General features: G+C 72.0%; 25 protein-coding genes and 1 riboswitch. Of the genes, 9 read left to right on the top strand and 16 right to left on the bottom strand.

What is annotated here, in order from left to right; genetic code table 11:
* Positions 1–60: 60 nt before the first annotated feature.
* The 3 genes from AV521_RS17965 to AV521_RS17955 all read right to left on the bottom strand — a co-directional run bounded on the left by AV521_RS17965 (position 61) and on the right by AV521_RS17955 (position 3,098).
* Positions 61–720, bottom strand: a complete 660-nt coding sequence (locus AV521_RS17965; RefSeq protein WP_076089467.1) for an SCO2322 family protein — start codon at positions 718–720, stop codon at positions 61–63.
* Complete coding sequence (locus AV521_RS17960) at positions 717–1,934, bottom strand: prenyltransferase/squalene oxidase repeat-containing protein (RefSeq protein WP_076089466.1); 1,218 nt, start codon at positions 1,932–1,934, stop codon at positions 717–719. The genes AV521_RS17965 and AV521_RS17960 overlap by 4 nt, the downstream gene beginning before the upstream one ends.
* 116 nt (positions 1,935–2,050) lie before the next feature.
* A riboswitch (cobalamin riboswitch) is annotated at positions 2,051–2,178 on the bottom strand.
* A 71-nt stretch (positions 2,179–2,249) separates the two neighbouring features.
* Positions 2,250–3,098 (bottom strand): hypothetical protein, encoded by an 849-nt coding sequence (locus tag AV521_RS17955; protein WP_076089465.1) that lies wholly within the window; start codon positions 3,096–3,098, stop codon positions 2,250–2,252.
* A 252-nt stretch (positions 3,099–3,350) separates the two neighbouring features.
* Between AV521_RS17955 and AV521_RS17950 the strand changes: the two genes are divergently transcribed.
* The gene (locus tag AV521_RS17950; protein ID WP_076089464.1) at positions 3,351–3,935 is read left to right on the top strand and encodes a helix-turn-helix transcriptional regulator; all 585 of its coding nucleotides are present in this window, start codon (positions 3,351–3,353) and stop codon (positions 3,933–3,935) included.
* A gap of 44 nt (positions 3,936–3,979) precedes the next feature.
* Here AV521_RS17950 and AV521_RS17945 read toward each other — a convergent pair whose 3' ends face one another.
* The gene (locus tag AV521_RS17945; RefSeq protein ID WP_076089463.1) at positions 3,980–4,432 is read right to left on the bottom strand and encodes a nuclear transport factor 2 family protein; all 453 of its coding nucleotides are present in this window, start codon (positions 4,430–4,432) and stop codon (positions 3,980–3,982) included.
* Between the two features lie 55 nt (positions 4,433–4,487).
* Positions 4,488–5,513: an MBL fold metallo-hydrolase gene (locus AV521_RS17940; protein ID WP_076089462.1), complete on the bottom strand. Its 1,026-nt coding sequence runs from the start codon at positions 5,511–5,513 to the stop codon at positions 4,488–4,490.
* Positions 5,514–5,651: 138 nt separating this feature from the next.
* Here AV521_RS17940 and AV521_RS17935 point away from each other — a divergent pair, with 138 nt between their 5' ends.
* On the top strand, positions 5,652–7,103 hold the full coding sequence (locus AV521_RS17935) for an aldehyde dehydrogenase (protein ID WP_076089461.1): 1,452 nt from the start codon (positions 5,652–5,654) through the stop codon (positions 7,101–7,103).
* Positions 7,104–7,106: 3 nt separating this feature from the next.
* The gene (locus AV521_RS17930; protein WP_076089460.1) at positions 7,107–7,340 is read left to right on the top strand and encodes a ferredoxin; all 234 of its coding nucleotides are present in this window, start codon (positions 7,107–7,109) and stop codon (positions 7,338–7,340) included.
* A gap of 31 nt (positions 7,341–7,371) precedes the next feature.
* On the opposite strand, the gene AV521_RS50885 is transcribed toward AV521_RS17930, so the two are convergent.
* The 4 genes from AV521_RS50885 to AV521_RS50875 form a co-directional block, all read right to left on the bottom strand.
* On the bottom strand, positions 7,372–7,746 hold the full coding sequence (locus AV521_RS50885) for a hypothetical protein (protein ID WP_256725588.1): 375 nt from the start codon (positions 7,744–7,746) through the stop codon (positions 7,372–7,374).
* Positions 7,747–8,037: 291 nt separating this feature from the next.
* Positions 8,038–8,298 carry a hypothetical protein gene (locus AV521_RS50880; protein WP_256725587.1) on the bottom strand — a complete coding sequence of 87 codons (261 nt, stop codon included), beginning with the start codon at positions 8,296–8,298 and terminating at the stop codon, positions 8,038–8,040.
* A gap of 1 nt (position 8,299) precedes the next feature.
* A complete protein-coding gene (locus AV521_RS17920) occupies positions 8,300–8,683 on the bottom strand; it encodes a peptidase inhibitor family I36 protein (RefSeq protein WP_076089459.1) in 384 nt (127 codons plus the stop codon).
* Between the two features lie 186 nt (positions 8,684–8,869).
* Complete coding sequence (locus AV521_RS50875; RefSeq protein WP_256725586.1) at positions 8,870–9,190, bottom strand: hypothetical protein; 321 nt, start codon at positions 9,188–9,190, stop codon at positions 8,870–8,872.
* Between the two features lie 166 nt (positions 9,191–9,356).
* On the opposite strand from AV521_RS50875, the gene AV521_RS50870 reads away from it, so the two are divergent.
* On the top strand, positions 9,357–9,773 hold the full coding sequence (locus AV521_RS50870) for a helix-turn-helix domain-containing protein (RefSeq protein ID WP_256725585.1): 417 nt from the start codon (positions 9,357–9,359) through the stop codon (positions 9,771–9,773).
* Between the two features lie 11 nt (positions 9,774–9,784).
* Here AV521_RS50870 and AV521_RS17910 read toward each other — a convergent pair whose 3' ends face one another.
* Positions 9,785–10,420, bottom strand: a complete 636-nt coding sequence (locus tag AV521_RS17910; protein WP_076089458.1) for a TetR family transcriptional regulator — start codon at positions 10,418–10,420, stop codon at positions 9,785–9,787.
* Positions 10,421–10,640: 220 nt separating this feature from the next.
* Between AV521_RS17910 and AV521_RS17905 the strand changes: the two genes are divergently transcribed.
* The 3 genes from AV521_RS17905 to AV521_RS17895 are packed head-to-tail and all read left to right on the top strand — an operon-like array spanning position 10,641 to position 13,908.
* Complete coding sequence (locus AV521_RS17905) at positions 10,641–12,101, top strand: glycosyltransferase family 4 protein (RefSeq protein WP_076089457.1); 1,461 nt, start codon at positions 10,641–10,643, stop codon at positions 12,099–12,101.
* Entirely contained in the window at positions 12,095–12,841 is a 747-nt protein-coding gene (locus tag AV521_RS17900) for a class I SAM-dependent methyltransferase (RefSeq protein ID WP_076089456.1), read from the top strand. Before AV521_RS17905 ends, AV521_RS17900 begins: the two co-directional genes overlap by 7 nt.
* On the top strand, positions 12,838–13,908 hold the full coding sequence (locus tag AV521_RS17895) for a prenyltransferase (RefSeq protein WP_076089455.1): 1,071 nt from the start codon (positions 12,838–12,840) through the stop codon (positions 13,906–13,908). The genes AV521_RS17900 and AV521_RS17895 overlap by 4 nt, the downstream gene beginning before the upstream one ends.
* A gap of 12 nt (positions 13,909–13,920) precedes the next feature.
* Here AV521_RS17895 and AV521_RS17890 read toward each other — a convergent pair whose 3' ends face one another.
* A complete protein-coding gene (locus AV521_RS17890) occupies positions 13,921–14,217 on the bottom strand; it encodes a hypothetical protein (RefSeq protein WP_076089454.1) in 297 nt (98 codons plus the stop codon).
* 142 nt (positions 14,218–14,359) lie between these two features.
* On the opposite strand from AV521_RS17890, the gene AV521_RS17885 reads away from it, so the two are divergent.
* Positions 14,360–14,932 (top strand): hypothetical protein, encoded by a 573-nt coding sequence (locus tag AV521_RS17885; protein ID WP_076089453.1) that lies wholly within the window; start codon positions 14,360–14,362, stop codon positions 14,930–14,932.
* On the opposite strand, the gene AV521_RS17880 is transcribed toward AV521_RS17885, so the two are convergent.
* The 5 genes from AV521_RS17880 to AV521_RS17860 all read right to left on the bottom strand — a co-directional run bounded on the left by AV521_RS17880 (position 14,929) and on the right by AV521_RS17860 (position 20,447).
* A complete protein-coding gene (locus tag AV521_RS17880) occupies positions 14,929–15,939 on the bottom strand; it encodes an LLM class F420-dependent oxidoreductase (protein WP_076089452.1) in 1,011 nt (336 codons plus the stop codon). The genes AV521_RS17885 and AV521_RS17880 overlap by 4 nt on opposite strands.
* A 105-nt stretch (positions 15,940–16,044) precedes the next feature.
* Positions 16,045–16,812, bottom strand: coding sequence for a hypothetical protein (locus AV521_RS17875; RefSeq protein WP_076089451.1), 768 nt, complete (start codon positions 16,810–16,812; stop codon positions 16,045–16,047).
* Between the two features lie 116 nt (positions 16,813–16,928).
* On the bottom strand, positions 16,929–17,864 hold the full coding sequence (locus AV521_RS17870; RefSeq protein WP_179023186.1) for an N-acetylmuramoyl-L-alanine amidase: 936 nt from the start codon (positions 17,862–17,864) through the stop codon (positions 16,929–16,931).
* A 22-nt stretch (positions 17,865–17,886) separates the two neighbouring features.
* Positions 17,887–18,540, bottom strand: coding sequence for a class I SAM-dependent methyltransferase (locus AV521_RS17865; RefSeq protein ID WP_076089450.1), 654 nt, complete (start codon positions 18,538–18,540; stop codon positions 17,887–17,889).
* 155 nt (positions 18,541–18,695) lie between these two features.
* Positions 18,696–20,447, bottom strand: a complete 1,752-nt coding sequence (locus AV521_RS17860; protein WP_076089449.1) for an MFS transporter — start codon at positions 20,445–20,447, stop codon at positions 18,696–18,698.
* Positions 20,448–20,610: 163 nt separating this feature from the next.
* On the opposite strand from AV521_RS17860, the gene AV521_RS17855 reads away from it, so the two are divergent.
* Positions 20,611–21,798, top strand: a complete 1,188-nt coding sequence (locus tag AV521_RS17855; protein ID WP_076089448.1) for a lipid-transfer protein — start codon at positions 20,611–20,613, stop codon at positions 21,796–21,798.
* Positions 21,799–21,848 lie beyond the last annotated feature (50 nt).

Raw genomic sequence — 21,848 nt, 5'->3', positions numbered from 1 at the left:
GAGTCTCCCAGGCCCTTGAGGCACCCCCTGGGGGAGCGACCGGCCACGGACGGCCCGCGGTCAACCGGAGACATTCCGCCGCCGTGCCTGCCACACCGCTGCCCCCGCCAGCAGAACGACCACTCCCACGCCGATCGGCAGACCCAGGGAAGGCCCGCTGTCCGAGCCGCCCTTCTGGCCCGAGCCGCCCCTCTGGTCCGAGCCGGTCTTCCGGCCGGAGGCCACCTGCTCCCCGCATCCCTCCTTCGGATACCCGGAGATCGCACACAGCAGGGCGTTGGTGTCGTAGCGCAGGGGCTTGGCCACGGCCGCCACGGCGTCGGCCGTCGTCGCGTCGTCGGACACGCGCGCGCAGGCCGTACGACGGCCCGGCGGTGTCTCGCCGGACGGCGCGTCCGCCGGTGTGCCGAAGTCGAGGACCAGGGCCACCCGTTTCATACCGGACCTGGCCGGTGTGGACGAGCAGATCGTGCCGAAGTCCGCCGCCCCGCGCGGCCGGCTCGCGTCCGCCGAGTCCGCGCTCACCGCGAAGCGGAAACCCTCCACGGCGCCGTCGTCGGGACGGGCGCTCGACGGGCCCGTGGTGGCGTACGCCCAGTGCCCGCCGGTCCGCTCCCAGAAGGACCAGTACCGGTAGCCGGTGGCCCGCGCCTGCCCGGCACCGGCCAGCAGGACCAGTGCGGCGCACAGGACACCCGCGGCGCGGCGGACGGCGGTCACGGCTGCCGCTTCTTCCGGCCGCTGAGCAGGAAGCCGACGCCGATGCCCGCGACGAGGCAGACGCCGACGAACCACCAGATGCCGAAGTTCGAGCCGCCGTCGGACGTGCCGGCCTTCTCGGTCCCGTGCGCGGCGGAGTCCATGTGCGGGGCCGGGCCCAGCTCGTTGAGGGACCGGACCAGGCTGGTGCCGCCGAAGTCACCCGGCTGCGCGCCGATCGCGTGGGCGGCGAGGATCAGCTGTGCGTAGGCCGCCGGACCGCTCTGCGCCGCCCAGTTCCCGGCGTTCTTCTCCAGCCAGTCGTACGCCTTCTTCGCCTGCTCGGTCCGGCCGTCCGCGGCGAGCGCGACGACCGTGTCCGCCGTGTTGCCGTAGTCCGGCTGGTCCTTGGCGCCGGGCAGCGCGGACCGCAGGTGCCCGCTCTTGGCGACGGCGGCCGCCAGATAGGCGCCGGCGTTGTCGGCCACCTGCGCCGGAGTGGGACGACCGGCCTTGGCACACGCCTCCTGCGCGGGCGCCTTCCCGGCCTCGGCGACGAACCCCCTGCCGAGCGCGCCGAGCACCCCGGCCGCCGTGGCGTCCGCGTTGGCGGCCAGCTCGCCCTTCTTGCCGGGCTGGTAGGCGAGGGCGCCGCCGCCGTCCTGGTCGCAGGGGATGGACCAGGTGGCCAGCAGGTCGTAGGGGGACCTGCCGGACTTGCGGACGGACGCCGGGTCGGCGCCGGTCGCGGCCAGCGCGCCCACGACCACGGAGGTGGAGTTGGTGTCGCTGGGCCCGCCCGGCGAGTAGCCCCAGCCGCCGTCCTTGTTCTGCACGGACTTCAGCCAGGTCACCGCCTTGCCGACGGCGTCGCCGTGCCCGCCGGCGGCCCGCAGGGCCTGGACCGCGGCGGCGGTGCTGTTGGTGTCCACCATGACCTTGCCGTCGCAGGCCTTGGCAGGGTCGGCACGGAAGGCGGCGAAAGCGCCGCTCGCGCACTGCTGGCCGGCGAGCCAGTCCACGGCCTGCGCGGCCGGCCGGTAACCGAGGGTCCGCTGGGCGACCAGCGTCAACGACTGCCGCCACACGCCGTCGTAGGCCGGGTCGGACGTGCCGTACAGACCCGACGGGAGCGCGGCCTTCGGAGACGGGGACGGGCCGGTGGCCGTGGCGGGCGCGGCGGCGGCCAGCACGCCTACGGCGGCGAGAGCCGCGGCACTGCGGCGGACGTTCATGGTCGGCGACTGCCTCTCCTGCGGGGAACCGGCAGCGCACGGGAAACCCCCCGGGCGGCTCGGCTCCGTAAACCTCGACGGTGCCGTGCACGGCGGACCGCCGACGCACACGAGCCGGTCAACGTCCCGCCCGGGGCGGTCCGGCTCACCGCCGTGCGGCGGTTGACGGTTGCGGGTCAGCGCCGGAATTGCACCGGCTTTTCCCCGTACGGGTGTGATGACGACCCCGCCACTTTACCGGCAGACCCGAGAGCCCTGAGGAGTGGCTGTGCGGCAGCCGCCTGAAGGGGCGCGGGGCCGTGTCCGGCGAAACCGCTACGCCGCGTCCAACGCCCGTTCGCACTCCAACGCATCCTCACCCTCAACGACCCAGTACATCCGGGAAACCCGCCGGGAGGCATGCGCGAACCGGATCGCGGCAGCCCGCTGCCGCGTAGGCGTCACTTCCACCACTGCCCCGCACGCGAGTGCCACCGCGGCCCCGACCAGATCCACCCCCGTCGCCCGCTCCACCAGCCAGGGGATCAGCTCACCCGGCAGATGCGGCGCGACCCCGGTGACGCTGGGCCCCCGCTCGGTCAGCCGGAGACCCACGTGCGCGACGGTGTGCGTGAGACCGAGCGCCCGTACCGTCCGCTCCACGGTCTGCCGGAGAAACGGGTTGTGCAGCAGGCCGTCATGGGCGTGGACGGAGTGCCGCAGCGAGGTCGTACGGGTGAGCGCGGCGATGCGGACCTCGTCGTCCAGGACGACGGTCTCGGCCGACACCAGCGGCCCCTCCGGGTCGTCCGGTTTCGCCTGCGGCACCCGGTGCCGTACCAGCAGTGCCCGTGCCGCCGCCGGGTCGGCGCAGGCGGCGGCCGTCTCGTACGGCAGGCCCGGCAGCCCCAGCCGCCCTGTGATCCGCGCCGTCACGGCCAGGTGCTCCCGGCTCCAGCTGAGCACGCCCGCGACCGGGTGCCGGGCCGCGTACCGTGCCACCGCCTCGGCCGTCTCCGACTCCCGCGCGGGGTCGGCCGCGAGATGGCCGGACAGATACGGCCGTGCCCAGCCGGGCGCCGAGGCGTCGACCAGCACCACCGGACGCACGGCGGCGATCCGGGCCAGCGGGTACCCGCCGTGCGCGGCCCGGCCGGCCCCGATCAGAAGGACGGGCTGCGGCATCGGCGCATCACCTTCGCGGGAGAAGCGGGACAGAGAATCGCCCCGGATGCCGCTCCCCCATAGACGGCACCCGGGGCGGGTCGAAAATCTTGCTCTCTGTGTCGTGATCCTGACCCGTCGCACCTTCAACTGTCAACGATTCCTGCCTTCTTGGGCAGGGACCCTTGCCAACTCTGGTCGGGGGACGTATGACCCGGTAGCCTCGCCGACAGCTCAGCCACCGAACGGACGACACGCCCAGGGGGGACCTCGGTGAGTGACGCCTATGCCCCGCTGACCGATGTCCTGGACAGGCTGGGCGAGTTGACCGGCCGCCCCGGCCGGCTGCCGGAGGCCCTCGACGTGGCCGACCTGTCCCATCGCACCGGCATCCCCGTCGGTATCGTCGTCGAGCTGCTCTCCGGCGGCCGGGCACCCGAGACCTGTCTGGCCGGGCGGGTGCGCCAGCGGCTGGACTTCATCCGGGAGACCCGGCGCCGCCCGGACGGCAAGCGGTACTCGCTGGACGAGCTGGCGAGGATCGCCGGAACCAGCCGGCAGTGGCTGAGTGTATGGCGCAAGAGCGGCATGCCGAGCCTGGAGCACGCCGACCGGCTGCGCCGCTTCTTCGGGCTGCCCGCGGGCTTCTTCACGGCCGACGAACCGGAGGCGCTGCACGAGGCGTTGGGTCCGGTGCTGCAGGAACTGGAGGCCGAGGCCGACCCGCTGGTACGGCTGCGCGAGAGTGGCCTCGTCCGGCTCGCCGCCCGCGCCCCGCACATGAACGCCCGTCAGCTCGCCACCCTCGCCGACCTCGCCGAGATGATCATCTCCGCGGAACGGACCGAGATCTGCTGAGCGGCGGGCCCGGCCGGCCGGCGGGGCCTGGCCGGCCGGCGGACTCAGCCGGCCTTCGGGGTGTCGTCGCCGAAGGGCAGGTGCAGGGTGCGGGAGACGATCAGCCACGTACCGTCGACCCTGCGGAAGGTGTCGGCGTAGTGCCCGACCTGGACGGGCGGCCCGGCGGGGACGGGGGCGCCCCCTTCGTATCCGTCGACGCGATACGTTGAGAAGTACCAGGTGGCGCTCGCCGTGTCCGGGCCGGCCACCGCGACCAGCACGTTGGACATCAGCCGGCGGGAGAGCCGGTCGGCGGGGCGGGAGCCGAAGTACGTGCGCAGCGCCTCCCGGCCCTGGATCCGCCGCCCGTCCCCCGGTGGCGGCCATTCCCACAGGCCGTCCTCGGTGAACAGCTCGGCCACGGAGGCCGGTTCACCGAGGTCGAGCCGGTGGACGAAGCCGACGATCAGACGCTCACAGGCGCGCTCGACGAGAAGCAGCTCCAAAGGATCCATGGTCAAGGGTTCCACAGGGCTGTGCAGCAGTGCGGTCCGGCGGCAGGCGAACGATTTACACCGCCACGTACGCCACCGGCTCGCTGCCTGTCACCGGTTCCGCCAGGCCCTGTTTCACCAGGCGGCGCAGATGGGACTCGGCCTCCGAGACGGCGATGTTCCGGGAGCCGTAGGGGATCTCGGCCCAGGGGCGGTTCCACTCCATGCGCTCGGCGAGCTGCCACGGGGTGAGCGGCTCGGCGAGCAGGGCGAGCAGACCGGCCAGCCGCTCCTCGTGGTGGTCGAGCAGCTCCCGTACCCGGCCGGACGCGTCGGTGAAGGTGTGCTGGTGGGCGGGGAGGACTTCGGCGGGGGCGAGCCGGCCGATCCGCTCCAGGGAGTCGAGGTAGTCACCGAGGGGGTCGGTCACGGTCGCGTCGTCGGGGTCCTCGTACAGACCGATGTGCGGAGTGATGCGAGGCAGCAGATGATCTCCGCTGAACAGGCGGCCGTGACCGGGGAGTTGGGCGGGGTGCTCCTCCTCCAGGTGCAGGCAGACATGGCCGGGGGTGTGGCCCGGGGTCCAGATCGCACGCAGCCGGCGGCCGGGCAGGTCGAGGAGTTCGCCGGGGACGATCTCCCGGTCGGGGAGGGCGGGGGAGAGGCCGGGCAGTCTCCGGCCACGGGCGGTGCGCAGCGGTGCCACATGCTGCTCGGGCGCTCCGGCGGCCGTCAGCTTGGCGGCCATGTACGTGAACCACCGCTCGGGCCGTGTCCCGCGCGCCCTGCGCACGATCGCCGCGTCGGCCGCGTGCATCGCCACCCAGGCGCCGGAGGCCTCGCGCACCCTGGCCGACAGGCCGTGGTGGTCGGGGTGATGGTGCGTGATGACGACGCCGTACACCTCCGGCACCGCCGTACCGCAGGCCGTCAGCCCCGCCACGAGCGTGTCCCAGGACGCGGGATCGTCCCACCCGGTGTCCACCAGCACCGGGCCGCGGTCGGTGTCCACGACGTACACCAGTGTGTGGCCGAGTGGGTTGTCCGGTATGGGGACCGCCACGGACCGTACGCCCCCGCCGTGATCGAACGTCGTCACCATCAGGTCCTCCGCCCCTCCGCCCCTCCGCCCAGCGGCTCCGCCGGGCCGCCTCACGGCCATTGCCCATGATAACTAGAACTGATATCAGTTCTGAAACAGCGTCAGAAACACTTGCGGTGCGGTGGGAGGCGGACGGCCATGACCGGGCTCGTGGAACACGGACAGCTGTTCATCGGCGGGGAGTTGACCGATTCCCTGGGCAAGGACGTCATCGAGGTGATCTCCCCGCACACCGAGGAGGTCATCGGCCGGGTGCCGCACGCCTGTCGGCAGGACGTGGACCGGGCCGTGGCCGTCGCGCGCCGCGCCTTCGACGAGGGGCCGTGGCCGCGGGCCACCCTGGAGGAGCGGATCGAGGTCGTCACCCGGATCAAGGACGGCATCGCCGCGCGGCACGAGGAGATCGCCCGGGTGATCTCCTCGCAGAACGGCTCGCCGTACTCCTGGAGCGTCCTCGCCCAGGCGCTCGGCGCGATGATGGTGTGGGACGCGGCGATCAGGGTCGCGCGGGACTTCACGCACGAGGAGCACCGGGACGGTGTCCTCGGCCCGATCCTCGTCCGACGGGAGCCGGTCGGGGTGGTCGCGGCCGTGGTCCCCTGGAACGTCCCGCAGTTCGTCGCCGCCGCCAAGCTCGCGCCCGCGCTGCTGGCCGGCTGCACGATCGTACTGAAGCCGTCCCCGGAGTCCCCGCTGGACGCGTATCTGCTGGCGGAGATCGCGCGGGACGCGGGCCTGCCCGAGGGCGTGCTCTCCGTCCTCCCCGCCGACCGCGAGGTCAGCGAGTACCTGGTCGGGCACCCCGGCATCGACAAGGTCTCCTTCACCGGTTCGGTCGCGGCCGGCAAGCGCGTGATGGAGGTCGCCGCCCGCAATCTCACGCGCGTGACGCTGGAGCTGGGCGGCAAGTCGGCGGCGCTGGTGCTGCCGGACGCGGATCTCCGGGCGGCCGTGTCGGGCATCGTCCCGGCCGCCTGGATGAACAACGGGCAGGCGTGTGTGGCCCAGACCCGCATCCTCGTCCCACGCGCCCGTTACGACGAGTTCGCCGACGCCTTCGCGGCGGCCGCGAGCGCGCTGAAGGTCGGCGACCCGCTGGACCCGGCGACCCAGGTCGGCCCGCTGGTCGCCCGCCGCCAGCAGCAGCGCAACCTCGACTACATCCGGATCGGCCAGGAGGAGGGCGCCAAGGTCCTCACCGGCGGCGGCCGTCCGGCGGGCCTGGAACAGGGCTGGTACGTCGAACCGACCCTCTTCGGCGACGTCGGCAACGCCATGCGCATCGCCCGCGAGGAGATCTTCGGCCCGGTCATCTGCCTGCTCCCGTACGGCGACGAGACCGAGGCGGTGAAGATCGCCAACGACTCCGACTACGGCCTGTCCGGCAGCGTGTGGACGGCCGACGTCGAGCACGGCATCGAGATCGCCCGGCAGGTCCGCACCGGCACCTACTCGGTCAACACCTTCAGCCTGGACATGCTCGGCCCGTTCGGCGGCTACAAGAACTCCGGTCTGGGGCGGGAGTTCGGCCCGGAGGGATACGGCGAGTATCTGGAGCACAAGATGATCCACCTGCCGGCGGGAGCGTAGGCCATGGGCGACCGCTGGCACGTCGAGGTGGACCGGTCACTGTGCATCGGCTCGGCCCAGTGCGTCCATCACGCCCCGGACCACTTCCGTCTCGACTCCGCCCGCCAGTCCCATCCCGTGAACCCGGACACCGACGCCGCCGAACCCGTCCTGGAAGCGGCCGAGAGCTGCCCGGTGGAGGCGATCCTGATCACGCTGCTGGAGAGCGGGGAGGCGGTGTTCCCGCCCGAGGAGTAGGCGGTGTTCGTGCCGGAGGAGCGGGTGGGGTTCACGGGGGAGGGGTGGCGGACCCGGTGGCGCGGGCGATGGCCCGCTGCCGCGCCTCGCGCAGCCGCGCCAGGTCCGCGTCCGCCCCCGCTCCCGCCGCGCGCAGCACCGCTCGCTCCGCGTCGCGCTGGGCCTGGGCCACCGCGTCGAACAGACCCGCCCGGCGCTGGCACCCGGCGTCGGTCCCGGCCAGCTTCAGCTCCCGGCCTGCGACCGCGTGCAGGGCGGTCGGATCGGTCCCGGCCCGCTGAAGTTGCTTCCGGATCGCGGCGGGCGGCTCGTCGAGTGTGTGCGCCCGCTGTCCGGCGTCGCGCATACAGCCCTGCCAGCGCCGTATCGCGGCACGGTACCGGGCGTCGCCCGTCACCCGGTTCACGACCCGGCCGGTGAGGACCTGGAAGGTGTTGTAGAGCCGCTGGTAGTCGCGGCCATAGAGCTGGGTGTCGGCGGCGGAGACGCAGGAGTCGGTGTTGTAGAAGAACTCCAGTGTGCCCGGCAGACGGACGTAGACCCGGTGCCGGTCGGTGCCGAGCAGGGCGGCCTTCCACCGCGGATCGTTCTCCTCGCGGGCGTTGGTGCCGGTGGCGGCGGCCGGGTGCGGTGGGTGCAGGACCGCGTCGGTCTCGCCGTAGCCGTCCTGCCGGGCCTGCGTTTCGGTCAGCAGGAGCTAGGGGTCGGTGTCGAGCCGGTTGGGGCCGGTGGGCCGCGGCTGCGGCTGGTAGGTGAAGCCCTTGCCGCGCATGCAGGCCGCGACCAGGTGTTCCTCCGTGGTGTGCAGCGCGGCCCGGCTGCCGGGGCCGTAGTAGGTGACGCCCTGGAACGGGCGGGGAGCGGTGGGCTCGGGCGGGGAGCGGCCGGCCGAGGTGCAGCCGGCCACGCCCAGCGCCAGGAGCAGCACCGCGCTCGTCAGACGGCGGGTGCCGGCCACGTCAGTACTGACACCACCTGTTGGACTCGATGTGCGGCAGGTTGGAGCCGATGCTGGCCCAGCCGGTGCCGCGGTTGAGGTTGTAGGGGGTGCCGCCGCCGTACTTGGCGGTGTACACGGTCACGTTGCAGCTCGCGCCGTGGTTGTACAGCGAACCACCCTGGGAGTAGTAGAAGTTGGGGTACATGGTGAGGTCGTCGTTGTCCTGGAAGACCTTCTCCATCGGGTGGCCCGAGATGCTGGTGTAGTTCGCTCCCCAGTAGGCGCAGAGCGCGGTGGACGGACAGTCCGAGGGTGCCGAGGCCTGGGCGGCCGGGGCCGCGACCGCGGTGGTGGCTGCCAGGCCGGCGGCGACGGCGAGGGCGGCGAAGAGTCGTCTGGCCATGCGAGTTGTCCCCGTTTCCGTGGAGGGTCGAGCACGTCCGGCTGTGGACGGCGCGGCCAGTCTCGTGGGGGCACCGAGCCGGATTCTTGTACGAATGCGACTCGCGCGCCCGGAGCGCGGGATATCGGCCAACTCGGCCGTTCCGGCCCGCATCCGCACGGTCCGGGCCCTACGATCGCTGCCGTGTCACACGTCGGCCGAACGGGGGATCGGTCCATGTCCAGGCACCTCATAGGCGCTCTCTGCGCCGGTCACGAGCTGCTCGTCCGCCCGGCCGCGCCGGATCTGCGCGGGCATGTCCTCGGCTACCGCGGATTCCGCTTCGGGGCGATCGGGGTGCGCCGGCGCCTGATGATCCCGGACGCGGTGGTGAAGGTGATGCTGGGCTTCGGCGATCCGCTGCGCGTCGTGGACCCGTTCGAGCCCGCGCGCTCCGCCAGCGCGGTCTCCCTGGTCAACGGGGTGCGTACGACGGCCGCCATCGGCGAGCACACCGGTCGCATCCACGGCGTCACCGTGCTGCTGACCCCGCCGGCCGCCTATCGCGTGTTCGGCACGCCGCTGTCCGAGTGGGCGAACCTGTCGGCGTGCCCGTCCGCGTTCGGCCGCACCGACCTGGCCCTGCTGGCCGAGCGCCTGGCCGCCGTACCGGAGTTTCGCCCTCATCGACCGGTTGCTGCGCGCCCTGTTGGCGGCGGGCCCCGCATACAGCCCCGAGGTGGACTGGGCCTGGAGTGCGCTGCGGGACTCGGCGGGCCGGGTGAGAGTGGAGGCGCTCGCGGCCGGCACCGGCTGGAGCCGCCGCCACCTCGAACGCCGCTTCCGGCTGCAGACCGGGCCGACCCCGAAGGGCGCGGCGCAGGTACTGCGTCTGCAGTCGGCCCTGCGGCTGAAGGAGTCCGGCGCCTCCTGGGCCGACGCGGCGGCACAGGCCGGCTATCACGACCAGCCGCACTTCGACCGCACGTTCAAGGCGATGACCGGCCGCACCCCGACCCGCTTCCGCGCCGACCGTACGGCCGCATCGGCCCAGGACGCCCCGGACTTCGTGCCCGGTCAGATCACCAGCGCCATCCTGCCCCGGTGCTGAGTGGCTCCGGGCTATGCGGTGGGCTCCGTCAGGTCGATCAGCCTGCACACCGTCTCGATGTCGATCTTCACCTGGGCGATGGAGGCGCGGCCGGAGAGCCAGGTGATCAGGGCCGAGTGCCAGGTGTGCTCGATGACGCGGACCGCCGAGAGCTGCTCGGGGGTGGGGTTCTCCAGGCCCATCGCGTCCAGGATGATCAGGGTCGTCTGACGGGAGACCTGGTCGACCTCCGGCGAGACACTGCGGTCGGCGAAGGTCAGCGCGCGGACCATCGCGTCGGCCAGGTGCGGCTCGCGCTGGAGGGCGCGGAAGGCGCGCATCAGGGTCTCGGCGACGCGCTCGGCCGCCGTCTCGCCCGCGGGCGGCTTCTTGCGCAGGGTGCCGTGCATGTGTTCCAGCTGGTCCTGCATCGTCGCCACCAGCAGATGGATCTTGGAGGGGAAGTAGCGGTAGAGGGTGCCCAGGGCCACCTGGGAGGACTCCGCCACCTCGCGCATCTGTACGGCGTCGAAACCGCCCCGGCTGGCCAGCTGGGCGCTCGCGTGCAGGATCCGGCGGCGGCGGGCCTCCTGGCGCTCGGTGAGCGGAGACGATGGAGACGGCGAGGGCCGGGACGTACTGGTTTCCACCTTGGATTCCGCAGGCATGGGTCCCGCTCCGTGACAGTCGGTGAAGGCGTCTGTGGGGCACGTGATCAGACAGCATGACAGGGCGGCGCGCCGTGGCGCGAATCACCTGATCCACTGCTCACAGTGCCCCTACCTGCCGGTAGATTCAGAGCCTCTTGAACGATCAAGTCTGAAACTTGTTCTAGATTAGCGTCCCGTCGTAGTCTCGCGGGACAGTGCAGGCAGAAGGGGGCACGGAGTGACCGCTGAGGCCCGGGACGCGGGTGCCCAGGAGGACCCCGCTGCCGACGGCGAGCGACCGCTCGACATCGCGCTCCTCACCTATAAAGGGAACCCGTTCTGCGGCGGGCAGGGTGTCTACGTACGGCATCTCTCGCGTGAGCTGGCCCGGCTCGGACACCGGGTCGAGGTCATCGGCTCGCAGCCGTACCCCGTCCTCGACGAGGGCTACCCCGGGCTCACCCTCACCGAGCTGCCCAGCCTCGACCTCTACCGCCAGCCCGATCCCTTCCGGACCCCGAAACGGGACGAGTACCGGGACTGGGTCGACGCCCTGGAAGTCGCGACGATGTGGACCGGCGGGTTCCCGGAGCCGCTGACCTTCTCGCTGCGCGCCCGCCGTCATCTGCGCGCAAGGCGCGGCGAGTTCGACGTCGTGCACGACAACCAGACCCTCGGGTACGGTCTGTTGGGCGACATCGGCGCCCCCCTGGTCACCACCGTCCATCATCCCATCACCGTCGACCGGCAGTTGGAGCTGGACGCGGCCGAGGGCTGGCAGCGGCGGTATTCGGTGCGCCGCTGGTACGCCTTCACTCGGATGCAGAAGCGCGTCGCGCGCCGGCTGCCCTCCGTGCTCACCGTCTCCGGTACCTCCCGCCAGGAGATCGTCGACCATCTCGGCGTGCGCGACGACCGTATCCACGTCGTCCACATCGGCGCCGACACCGATCTGTTCGCGCCGAATCCGGCCGTGGCCGAGGTGCCGGGCCGGATCGTCACCACCTCCAGCGCCGATGTGCCGCTGAAGGGGCTGGTGTTCCTGGTGGAGGCGCTGGCCAAGGTGCGCACCGAGCACCCGGCCGCCCATCTCGTCGTCGTCGGCAAGCGCCCCGAGGAGGGGCCGGTCGCGGCGGCCGTCGAGCGCTACGGCCTCGCCGGCGCCGTCGACTTCGTCAAGGGCATCTCCGACGCCGAACTGGTCGACCTCATCCGCTCGGCCGAGGTCGCCTGCGTGCCCTCGCTGTACGAGGGCTTCTCGCTGCCCGCCGCCGAGGCCATGGCCACCGGCACCCCGCTGCTCGCCACGACCGGCGGCGCCATCCCCGAGGTCGCCGGCCGCGACGGAGAGACCTGCCTGGCCGTACCGCCCGGCGACGCGGGGGCGCTGGCCGCGGGGCTCGGCCGGCTTCTCGGTGACCCGGAGCTTCGGGTGCGGCTCGGCCGCGCCGGCCGTGAGCGGGTGCTGTCGAAGTTCACCTGGGCGCGCGCCGCGGAGGGCACGGTGGCCCGGTACCGCGAGGCCATCGCCCGCGATGCCCGTTCCACGGGCCCAGGCCGCGCCGCGGTGGACAGCAGCCTCTCCCACGCTCGAACAGGCTCGCGCGGGGGGACCCCCGCCGCGGCCCGGATTCCCGGTCGCTCCGCGGCCCCGGCAAGTGTTGCAGGCGTCTCTTCCGAAAGCAGGGCCACGTGCTGACCGTCGACTTCTCCCGGTTCCCGCTCGCCCCCGGCGACCGAGTCCTGGACCTCGGCTGCGGGGCCGGCCGGCACGCCTTCGAGTGCTACCGGCGCGGCGCCCAGGTCGTGGCCCTGGACCAGAACGGCGAGGAGATCCGCGAGGTCGCCAAGTGGTTCGCGGCGATGAAGGAGGCCGGGGAGGCCCCGGAGGGCGCCACCGCCACGGCCATGGAAGGAGACGCCCTCGCGCTCCCCTTCCCGGACGAGTCCTTCGACGTGGTCATCATCTCCGAGGTCATGGAGCACATCCCCGACGACAAGGGCGTGCTCGCCGAGATGGTCCGGGTGCTCAAGCCGGGCGGCCGTATCGCGATCACCGTGCCGCGCTACGGCCCGGAGAAGGTCTGCTGGGCGCTGTCCGACGCCTACCACGAGGTCGAGGGCGGCCACATCCGCATCTACAAGGCCGACGAACTGGTCGCCAGGGTCCGCGAGGCGGGCCTGAAACCGTACGGCAGCCATCATGCGCACGCGCTGCACTCACCGTACTGGTGGCTGAAGTGCGCGTTCGGCGTCGACAACGACAAGGCGCTGCCGGTGCGGGCGTACCACAAGCTGCTGGTCTGGGACATCATGAAGAAGCCGCTCGCCACCCGGGTCGCCGAGCAGGCGCTGAACCCGCTGATCGGCAAGAGCTTCGTGGTCTACGCGACCAAGCCGCACCTCCCGCGCCTCACCGAAGGGGCGGCCGCCGAGTGACCACCCCCCGGACGGAACACCTCGTGCTGCCCGGGGTCCTCACCGCCGAGCAGGCCGTCGCGACCGTCCACGGCATCCTCGCCGTACAGCGGGAGGACGGCGCGATCGCGTGGTTCCGCGGGCACCACCTGGACCCGTGGGACCACACCGAGGCCGCGATGGCCCTGGACGCGGCGGGCGAGCACGCGGCCGCCGAGCGGGCGTACGACTGGCTGGCCCGGCACCAGAACGAGGACGGCTCCTGGTACGCCGCCTACGCCGACGGCGCCCACGACGATGTCACCGACCGCGCCCGCGAGTCCAACTTCGTCGCCTACATAGCCGTGGGCGTGTGGCACCACTATCTGTCCACCGGTGACGACACCTTCCTGGACCGCATGTGGCCGACGGTCTACGCGGCCATGGAATGGGTGCTCGGACTCCAGCAGCCCGGCGGCCAGATCGGCTGGCGCCGCGAGGACGACGGCACACCCGCCGCGGACGCCCTGCTCACCGGCAGCTCCTCGATCCACCACGCGCTGCGCTGTGCGCTCGCCATCGCCGAGCAGCGCGAAGAGCCGCAGCCGGACTGGGAGTTGGCGGCGGGAGGACTGCGCCATGCGATCCGCCGGCACCCCGAGCGCTTCCTGGACAAGGACCGCTACTCGATGGACTGGTACTACCCGGTCCTCGGCGGCGCGCTGACCGGTGAGGAGGCCAAGGCCCGCATCGAGGAGTCCTGGGACCGGTTCGTCGTGCCCGGCGTCGGTGTGCGCTGCGTCGTCCCGAACCCCTGGGTCACCGGCGGCGAGTCCAGCGAACTGGCCCTGGCCCTGTGGGCGGTCGGCGAGTCCGACCGCGCCCTGGACATCCTCCAGTCCATCCAGCACCTGCGCGACCCGGAGAGCGGCCTGTACTGGACGGGCTACGTCTTCGACGACGACGCGGTCTGGCCCCGCGAACTCACCACCTGGACGGCAGGCTCCCTGCTGCTGGCGGTAGCGGCTCTGGGCGGCCACGAGGCGACGTGCGCGGTCTTCGGAGGCGACCACCTGCCGGTGGGGCTGGACCCCGACTGCTGCGACTAGGGCCCACTGCCTTCAGTACCGGTGCATGCGGTTGGCGATGGCGTGGCCGATGAACAGGTACACGACCGCCGCCAGGCCGTAGTCGGCGACCACCCGTGCCCAGTCCTGGTCGAAGGTGAAGATGCCCTGGGCCCAGCCCGCCAGCCAGGTCGCCGCGTCGTGGACGAACCGGACCGCCGCGTTGGACCGGTTCGCGTCCAGCAGGAACAGCAGGATCCACAGGCCGATGATCAGCGCCATGACGTCGGCGGCGGCTGCGATCACCCTCCCGGCCGGATTCGCGCCGTAGGAGAGATATCGAGGGGTCATACCTGCCGGATTGCCGTGAAACGGACGATGAAACCCGAACGGCGTCCCCCGAACGGCGTCCCCCGAGTGGCGGACACCGCCGCCCGGGGTGAGGCTGCCGGAGGAAGCAAACCGCTCGGGGAGGACACGTCCGGAGGACCCCGTGGCCGTACCCATACGGCGCCTCTGCGTGGCGCTCACACTGTCCTGTGCCCTGCTCGCGGGTTCCACCGCCTGCGGCAGCAGTGAGAACCCGAGTACGAAGGACACCGTGGCGGTCCAGGTCGTCCCCGCCGCCGACACCCCCAGTCCGACCACGTCCGCCGAACGGCAGAAGTTCGCCAAGACCCGGTTCGTGGCGAACGCGGGCCTCGCGGCCGGCGCGACCTACCAGTGGATCGTGAAGCCCTGGAAGGCCGGCACGTTCAAGAAGGGCGCCAAGGGTCGCAAGACGGCCCTCGCGAAGGCCGGTCTGGCCGGTGCGTTCACCTACAACCGCCTCAAGGCGGCCGAGCGGAACGCCAAGGGCGACCCGACGCTGGCCAAGGCGCTCGCGCCGCTCAGTTCGGGCATCGAGGCCCTCAAGGACCTGCCCTCCAGGCTCCGCAAGGGTGACGGCAGCGCGGTCAACTCCTTCAACGACGCCATCAACAAGGTCAAGGGGGCGGGCGCGAGCGCCGGCGCCCCGGTCAAGGACCAGGTGCCGTCCGCATCCCAACTCGCCAAGGGCAGCTAGGAGTTCAGCTCCGCCAGCACCCTGAGGCTGTGCGGGTCCGGGGACAGGGCCAGCAGGTCCGTCACCGGGCCCGCGCGCCACAACTCCAGCCGCTCGGCGATGCGTTCGCGTGGGCCGACCAGTGAGATCTCGTCGGCGAAGGCGTCCGGCACGGCCAGCACGGCTTCCTCCCGCCGCCCGGCGAGGAACAGCTCCTGGATGCGCCGGGCCGCCTTCTCGTACCCCATGCGCGCCATGAGGTCGGCGTGGAAGTTGCGGGCCGCGTGCCCCATCCCGCCGATGTAGAAGCCGAGCATGGCCTTGACCGGCAGCAGCCCCTCGGCGATGTCGTCGCACACCTTGACCCGGGCCATCGGGGCCACCAGGAACCCCTCGGGCAGCTCGCGCACCACCTCCCCGTACACCTCGGGCCGGCTCGGCGCCCAGTACAGCGGCAGCCAGCCGTCGGCGATCCGCGCGGTCTGCGCCACGTTCTTCGGCCCCTCGGCGCCGAGCAGCACGGGCAGGTCGCCCCGCAGTGGATGGGTGATGGACTTCAGCGGCTTGCCGAGCCCCGTGCCGTCCGGTCCCCGGTAGGGGAGGGGATGGAACCGCCCGTCCACCGCCACCGGCGCCTCTCGCCGCAGCACCTGCCGTACGACGTCCACGTACTCCCGGGTCGCGGTCAGCGGTGACTTCGGGAACGGGCGGCCGTACCAGCCCTCCACCACCTGCGGCCCGGACAGGCCGAGCCCGAGCAGCATCCGCCCGCCGGAGAGGTGGTCCAGGGTGAGCGCGTGCATCGCGGTGGTGGCCGGTGAGCGGGCGGCCATCTGGGCAACGGCCGTCCCCAGTCTGATCGTCGACGTCCGCGCCGCGATCCAGGTCAGCGGGGTGAAGGCGTCCGAGCCCCAGGACTCCGCCGTCCACACCGAGTGGTAGCCGAGCCGCTCCGCCTCCTGGGCGAGCGGCACATGACCGGCGTCCGGACCGCGTCCCCAGTACCCGAGTGCCAGACCGAGCCGCATGCCCTTGCCTCCTGACGCTCCGTCAGTTCACTGACCGGAGGCGACTGTACGACAACGGCCCCCCGCCCGGAAGGGCGAGGGGCCGTGTGCGGCGGTGTGCGGGACTCAGCCGCGCTGGATGCCGGAGGTGTCCTGGAGCACGCCCCGGCGGCCGTCCTGGGTCTGCGCGATGAGCTGGGCACCGCGCTGCTCGACGGCCAAGTACCAGGTGCCCGGCGCCAGTTCGGCGATCGGGGCCTGCGAGCCGTCCTCCGGGAACAGCGGGCGGGTCACCGGCACGGCGAACCAGAACGGCGAGAAGTCCGCCGGGGCCGGCTGCGCCGCCGTCGGCGCGGCACCCTGCGGGGCGGGCTGCTGCCCGAACGGCTGGCCCGGCTGCGGCTGCGCACCGTACGGCTGGCCCGGCTGCGGCTGGGCGCCCGGGTAGCCGTAACTCCCGGGCGGCTGCGCGCCGTAGGGCTGCGGGGCGACGGGCTTGGGAGCCGGGAGGAGGGCGGCCTGCAGCGCCGGAACGAGGGGGGTGGCGATGGCGCCGCCCGCGAGAACGGCGGCGGCGATGAAGCCGAGGATGAGACCGGCGCCGGCGCTCACCCCGTCGGGGACGTCGATCAGCGACCACAGCAGCGACCAGGCCGCCAGGATCCCGAACCCGGTGCCGGCCTGGCCCAGGTCGAGCCCCAGCACCTTGCGCGGCTGCGGCAGGCAGCGGTTGACGACGATGAGGCCGGCACCGATCACCGCACCCATGTAGATGCCCATGCCCATGCCCAGGTCGTCCCACGCTTTCCGGCTGGCGGAGGCGCCGAAGGCGGAGTAGCTCTGGAAGGTGAGGAACGACGCGATGAACAGCACCACCGCTGCTCCGATCACCACGCCGTCGCCTCGAGTGAGGGAGCGGATATTCACTTCAGGTCCTTCGTAAGTCGTCTCGTCGTCGGTAGACACTACCGTCCGCAAGATCCGGCTGTCCGGCCGGTTCCACCCCGCGGTCACGACCCGCTCAGGAAACTCACGATTCCGTCAGAGATCCCTTGCGCTGCCTTCTGCCGCCAGGCGCCGTTGGTCAGCAGTGCCGCGTCCTTGCTATCGCGCATGTTGCCGCACTCGATGAACACCTTGGGAACTGTTGACAGATTGAGACCGCCCAGGTCCGTACGTGTGACGAGACCGGTACCTTCGCCGACGTAGTTGGACGGCGGCTCACCGGTGTCGCGCAGGAAGGTGCCCGCGACGCGTGTACCGAGGTCGTGCGAAGGGCCCACGACCTTACGGGTGTCGGCGGCACCGGCGTGCACGGATCCGGGAAGGATGACGTGGAAGCCGCGGTGGCCGGCCGCGGAGCCGTCGGCGTGGATGGAGATCGCCGCGTCCGCGTGCGCGTCGTTCCCGATCCGTGCCCGCTCGTCCACACACGGCCCCCAGGCCGGGCGGTCGCCGTCATGGGTCAGCTTCACCGTGGCGCCCTGCTCCTGCAGCAGCGTACTGAGCCGCTGGGCGACGTCGAGGGTGAACCGGGCCTCGGTGTAACCGTCGTTCGTGGACGTCCCGGTGGTGTCGCACTCCTTCTCGTTCGTCCCGATGTCGACCTTGCGATTGATCTCGGCCGTGTGCTGGAAGTTGCCCGGGTTGTGCCCGGGGTCGATGAGGACGACCTTCCCCTTCAGCGACCCGGATCCGGCCGCGGCTCCGGACGCCGCCTTGCCGTCGTCCGTGGGGGAGGGGGAGGAGGACACTGCGGCGCTGCGGGAGGGCGAGGCGGTGGCGGCCGTGCGATCCGAGCCGCCTCCGGTACCGCCACCCACCGCCTCGTACACCATCCAGCCGAGCAGCGCGCCGGGCACCAGCGCGGCGAGCGCCACGGTCAGCGGCCCGCGCCGGGGCCGGCGGGGCTGTGCGGGTTCGAACTCCGGGCCTACGTACGACACGTCTGCGACTCTAACCGGGCCCTCAGATCCCTGCCCCCGTTCGCACGAGGACACGCAGTGAGCCGGTCACCGAGACCTCCGTGAACGCTCCGGACTCAAGGGCCCGCAGGTACACGCGGTACGGCGCCTGCCCGGTGAACTCGTCCTCGGGCTCCGGGAAGACGTCATGGATGACGAGCAGGCCGCCCTCGGCCACATGGGGGGCCCAGCCCTCGTAGTCGGCGGTGGCGTGCTCGTCGGTGTGGCCGCCGTCGACGAAGACGAGACCGAGCGGGGAGTTCCAGATCGCCGCGATCTGCGGGGAACGGCCCACGAGCGCGACCACGTGCTCCTCCAGGCCCGCCTTGAACAGGGTCCGGCGGAAGGCCGGCAACGTGTCCATCAGCCCGATCTCAGGGTCCACGGTCTCCGGATCGTGGTAGTCCCACCCGGGCTGCTGCTCCTCGCTCCCCCGGTGATGATCCACGGTCAGCACGCTGACCCCGGCGGCCCGGGCGGCATCGGCGAGCAGCACGGTGGACCGCCCGCAGTACGTCCCGACCTCCAGCAAGGGCAACCCGAGGCGCCCGGCCTCCACCGCGGCCCCGTACAACGCCAGCCCCTCGGCCAAGGGCATGAACCCCTTGGCCCCCTCGAACGCGTCCAGAATCTCGGGCTTGGGGGCGTGCGCGGGCATGGAGGGCCTTCCGGTCGTACAACAGTCCGGCCGCCCATGCTGCCGCACCCCCGGTCACTTGTGCGACAGGGGGTGCGTATCCGAAGGGGCGCGGGGAACTGCGCGACCAGCCACGACGGCGGGTAAGCCGCAAGCCGGACAGAACCCCCCAGGCGCTAGGCGCTCACAATCTCCCCGGGCAACGAAAGATCCAGAGAGACAGCCCTCTCCTCACCGGAATGCGTCGCGGAAGAAGCAAGCGGCCCGTGGCCGGAGGCCTTCGCGGCGAGCACATACGCCCCCTGAGCCGGAACGGCGAGTTCATACGTGCCGTCCTCGCCGGAGACGGTGGCCCCCGCCTGCCGGCCCCGCCGGTCGATCAGCGTGACCTTGGCCCGGGCGACGGGAACACCATCGGCACCCAGAACCCGCCCCCGGAACCCCCGCAGCACCTCTTCCGCCCGCTCCAGCGCGGCATCCTCCTCGCTGCTCGCCCGGAGCTGCGTGTGCTGACTCTGCTGAGCCGGGCGGCCGGCCTTCGGCAGGAACAGTGCCAGCAGCAGGCCCACGGCGACCGCGGCCGTGGCGATCAGGAAGGACACCCGGAAGCCGTGCATGGTCGGGATCGCGAGGCCGCCCACGTTGTGCGCCGTGTTGGCCAGCACCATCCCGATGACGGCGCTCGACACCGACGTACCGATGGACCGCATCAGCGTGTTGAGCCCGTTCGCCGCGCCCGTCTCCGACGCCGGCACCGCGCCGACGATCAGCGCGGGCAGCGAGGAGTAGGCGAGGCCGATGCCGGCGCCGAGGATCACGGAGGTGACGATCGTCTGCCAGGCCGCGTGCATCAGGCCGAGGCCGCCGCCGTAGCCGAGCGCGATGATCAGCAGGCCCATGATGAGGGTGACCTTCGGGCCGTACCTGGCGGACAGCCGGGCGTACACCGGCGCCGTGAACATCATCGTGAGGCCCAGCGGGGCCACGCACAGACCCGCGACGACCATGGACTGGCCGAGTCCGTAGCCGGTGGCCTTCGGCAGCTGGAGCAGCTGGGGCAGGACGAGCGAGACGACGTAGAACGCGACGCCGACCATGATCGACGCGAGGTTGGTGAAGAGGACGGCCGGGCGGGCGGTCGTGCGCAGGTCGACCAGGGGCGCCTTGACGCGCAGCTCGAACAGGCCCCACAGGACGAGTACGACGACGGATGCGCCGAACAGGCCGAGCGTGGTGCCGGAGGACCAGCCCCAGTCGCTGCCCTTGGTGATGGGCAGCAGAAGCAGTACCAGACCGCCGGACAGGCCGATCGCGCCCAGCAGGTCGAAGGAGCCCTCCGCGCGCATCGGGGACTCGGGCACGACGAGGAGGGTCAGGGCGATGGAGAGTGCGCCGAGGCCGGCGGCGCCGTAGAAGAGGGCGTGCCAGTTCGTGTGCTGCGCGACCAGGGCGGCGGCGGGCAGTGCGAGGCCGCCGCCCACGCCTATGGAGGAGCTCATCAGAGCCATGGCCGAGCCGAGCTTCTCGCGCGGCAGCATGTCGCGCATCAGGCCGATGCCGAGCGGGATCGCGCCCATGGCGAAGCCCTGCAGCGTACGGCCGACGATCATGGTGAGCAGCTGGCTGGTGAGTGCGCTGACCAGGGCGCCGACCACCATGACGGCGAGGCTGATGATCAGCATCCTGCGCTTGCCGTAGAGGTCGCCGAGGCGGCCCATGATGGGGGTGGCCACGGCGCCGGACAGCAGGGTCGAGGTGAGTACCCAGGTGGCGTTGCTGGGGGCGGTGCTCAGCAGCTGCGGCAGGTCCTTGATGACCGGCACGAGCAGTGTCTGCATCACCGCGACCACGATGCCGGCGAAGGCGAGCACCGGGACCACGGCGCCGCCGGGCCTCCGGCGCGGCTGGTCGGTCGTCGTGTGGGACATGGAGTCGAGGCCTCCCCGTAGTGATAAGTGCTGGGTAAACCTCGTATGCACAGGCAACTATTCCGTTGCTTCGGGCCCCTAACGAATCCTTGACCAGCTCATGGGTTTCTGATCTGCCGTCAGGGTCTGGTGGGTTGATGGAACACGTTCTAGTCTGCGCGCCATGAAGGCCTATGTCGCCGGGGTCGGGATGACGAGGTTCGAGAAGCCCGAGACCCGTTCATGGCAGTACTGGGACATGGCGCGGGAAGCGGGCGAGGCGGCCCTGGCGGACGCCGGGGTCGGCTACACAGACGTGGAACAGGTTCCCGTCGGCTACTGCTTCCAGCCCTCCACCGCCGGCCAGCGCGCCGCCTATGAACTCGGCCTCACCGGCATCCCCGTCTACAACGTCAACAACAACTGCGCGACCGGCTCGACCGCGTTGATGCTCGCCCGGCAACTCGTCGAAGGAGGCGCCGCCGACTGCGTCCTGGCGCTGGGCTTCGAGAAGATGAAGAAGGGCGCGCTGGGCGGGGGAGCGGACGGCGGGGACCTCTCGACGTCTCCCGTCGCCCGGCACTACGGCGTCATGGCCGCCCGGCACGGCTTCGAGATGACCCCGCCCACCGCGCAGATCTTCGGCGACGCGGCCCGCGAGCACATGGAGAAGTACGGCACGACCGAGGCCCAGCTCGCCGCCGTCGCCGCCAAGAACCACCGGCACTCCGCGCACAACCCCCACGCCCAGTTCCGCGACGTGTATGACATCGCCGGCGTCCTCGCCTCCCGCACGGTCCACCGGCCGCTGACCAAGCTGCAGTGCTCGCCGACCTCGGACGGCGCGGCGGCGGCCGTGGTGGTGTCGCAGCGGTTCGCCGCGCGGCGCGGGCTCACCGGGCTCGTCGAGATCGCCGGGCAGGCCATGACCACGGACACCGAGGAGTCCTTCGCGTCCGGCTCCTGCATCGACGTCGTCGGGCAGCCCATGTCCCGGGAGGCGGCCCGGCAGGCGTACGAGCGCGCCGGGCTCGGCATCGAGGACGTGGACGTGATCGAGCTGCACGACTGCTTCTCGGTCAACGAACTGCTGACGTACGAGGCGCTCGGCATGTGCGCGACGGGGGAGTCCGGGAAGCTGGTCGAGTCGGGCGCGACCACGTACGGCGGCCGCTGGGTGGTGAACCCGTCGGGCGGGCTGATCTCCAAGGGGCATCCGCTGGGCGCGACCGGGCTGGCCCAGGCGGCCGAGCTGGTGTGGCAGCTGCGGGGCACGGCGGGGGAGCGGCAGGTTCCGGGAGCGCGGGTGGGACTCGCGCACAACATCGGGCTGGGCGGGGCGGCGGTGGTGACGGTGCTGCGCGTGGTCTAGGCCGTACGGCCTAGACCCGCTGGTCCGAAATGCCGATGCAAGGACCGTAA

The organism is Streptomyces sp. IMTB 2501 (assembly GCF_001953885.1).
Classification (GTDB): domain Bacteria; phylum Actinomycetota; class Actinomycetes; order Streptomycetales; family Streptomycetaceae; genus Streptomyces.
Note: the sequence above shows the minus strand (reverse complement) of the source record. Positions and strands in the feature narration are given on the sequence as shown.

What these genes read in the sequence shown, in the direction of transcription:
- AV521_RS17955 (WP_076089465.1), bottom strand. Translation starts at nt 3,098, where the DNA reads ATGCCGCAGCCCGTCCTTCTGATCGGGGCCGGCCGGGCCGCGCACGGC.
- AV521_RS17890 (WP_076089454.1), bottom strand. Translation starts at nt 14,217, where the DNA reads ATGACCCCTCGATATCTCTCCTACGGCGCGAATCCGGCCGGGAGGGTG.
- AV521_RS17865 (WP_076089450.1), bottom strand. Translation starts at nt 18,540, where the DNA reads ATGCCCGCGCACGCCCCCAAGCCCGAGATTCTGGACGCGTTCGAGGGG.
- AV521_RS17930 (WP_076089460.1), top strand. Translation starts at nt 7,107, where the DNA reads ATGGGCGACCGCTGGCACGTCGAGGTGGACCGGTCACTGTGCATCGGC.
- AV521_RS17960 (WP_076089466.1), bottom strand. Translation starts at nt 1,934, where the DNA reads ATGAACGTCCGCCGCAGTGCCGCGGCTCTCGCCGCCGTAGGCGTGCTG.
- AV521_RS17855 (WP_076089448.1), top strand. Translation starts at nt 20,611, where the DNA reads ATGAAGGCCTATGTCGCCGGGGTCGGGATGACGAGGTTCGAGAAGCCC.
- AV521_RS17920 (WP_076089459.1), bottom strand. Translation starts at nt 8,683, where the DNA reads ATGGCCAGACGACTCTTCGCCGCCCTCGCCGTCGCCGCCGGCCTGGCA.
- AV521_RS17945 (WP_076089463.1), bottom strand. Translation starts at nt 4,432, where the DNA reads ATGGATCCTTTGGAGCTGCTTCTCGTCGAGCGCGCCTGTGAGCGTCTG.
- AV521_RS17940 (WP_076089462.1), bottom strand. Translation starts at nt 5,513, where the DNA reads ATGGTGACGACGTTCGATCACGGCGGGGGCGTACGGTCCGTGGCGGTC.
- AV521_RS17860 (WP_076089449.1), bottom strand. Translation starts at nt 20,447, where the DNA reads ATGTCCCACACGACGACCGACCAGCCGCGCCGGAGGCCCGGCGGCGCC.
- AV521_RS17935 (WP_076089461.1), top strand. Translation starts at nt 5,652, where the DNA reads ATGACCGGGCTCGTGGAACACGGACAGCTGTTCATCGGCGGGGAGTTG.
- AV521_RS17880 (WP_076089452.1), bottom strand. Translation starts at nt 15,939, where the DNA reads ATGCGGCTCGGTCTGGCACTCGGGTACTGGGGACGCGGTCCGGACGCC.
- AV521_RS17910 (WP_076089458.1), bottom strand. Translation starts at nt 10,420, where the DNA reads ATGCCTGCGGAATCCAAGGTGGAAACCAGTACGTCCCGGCCCTCGCCG.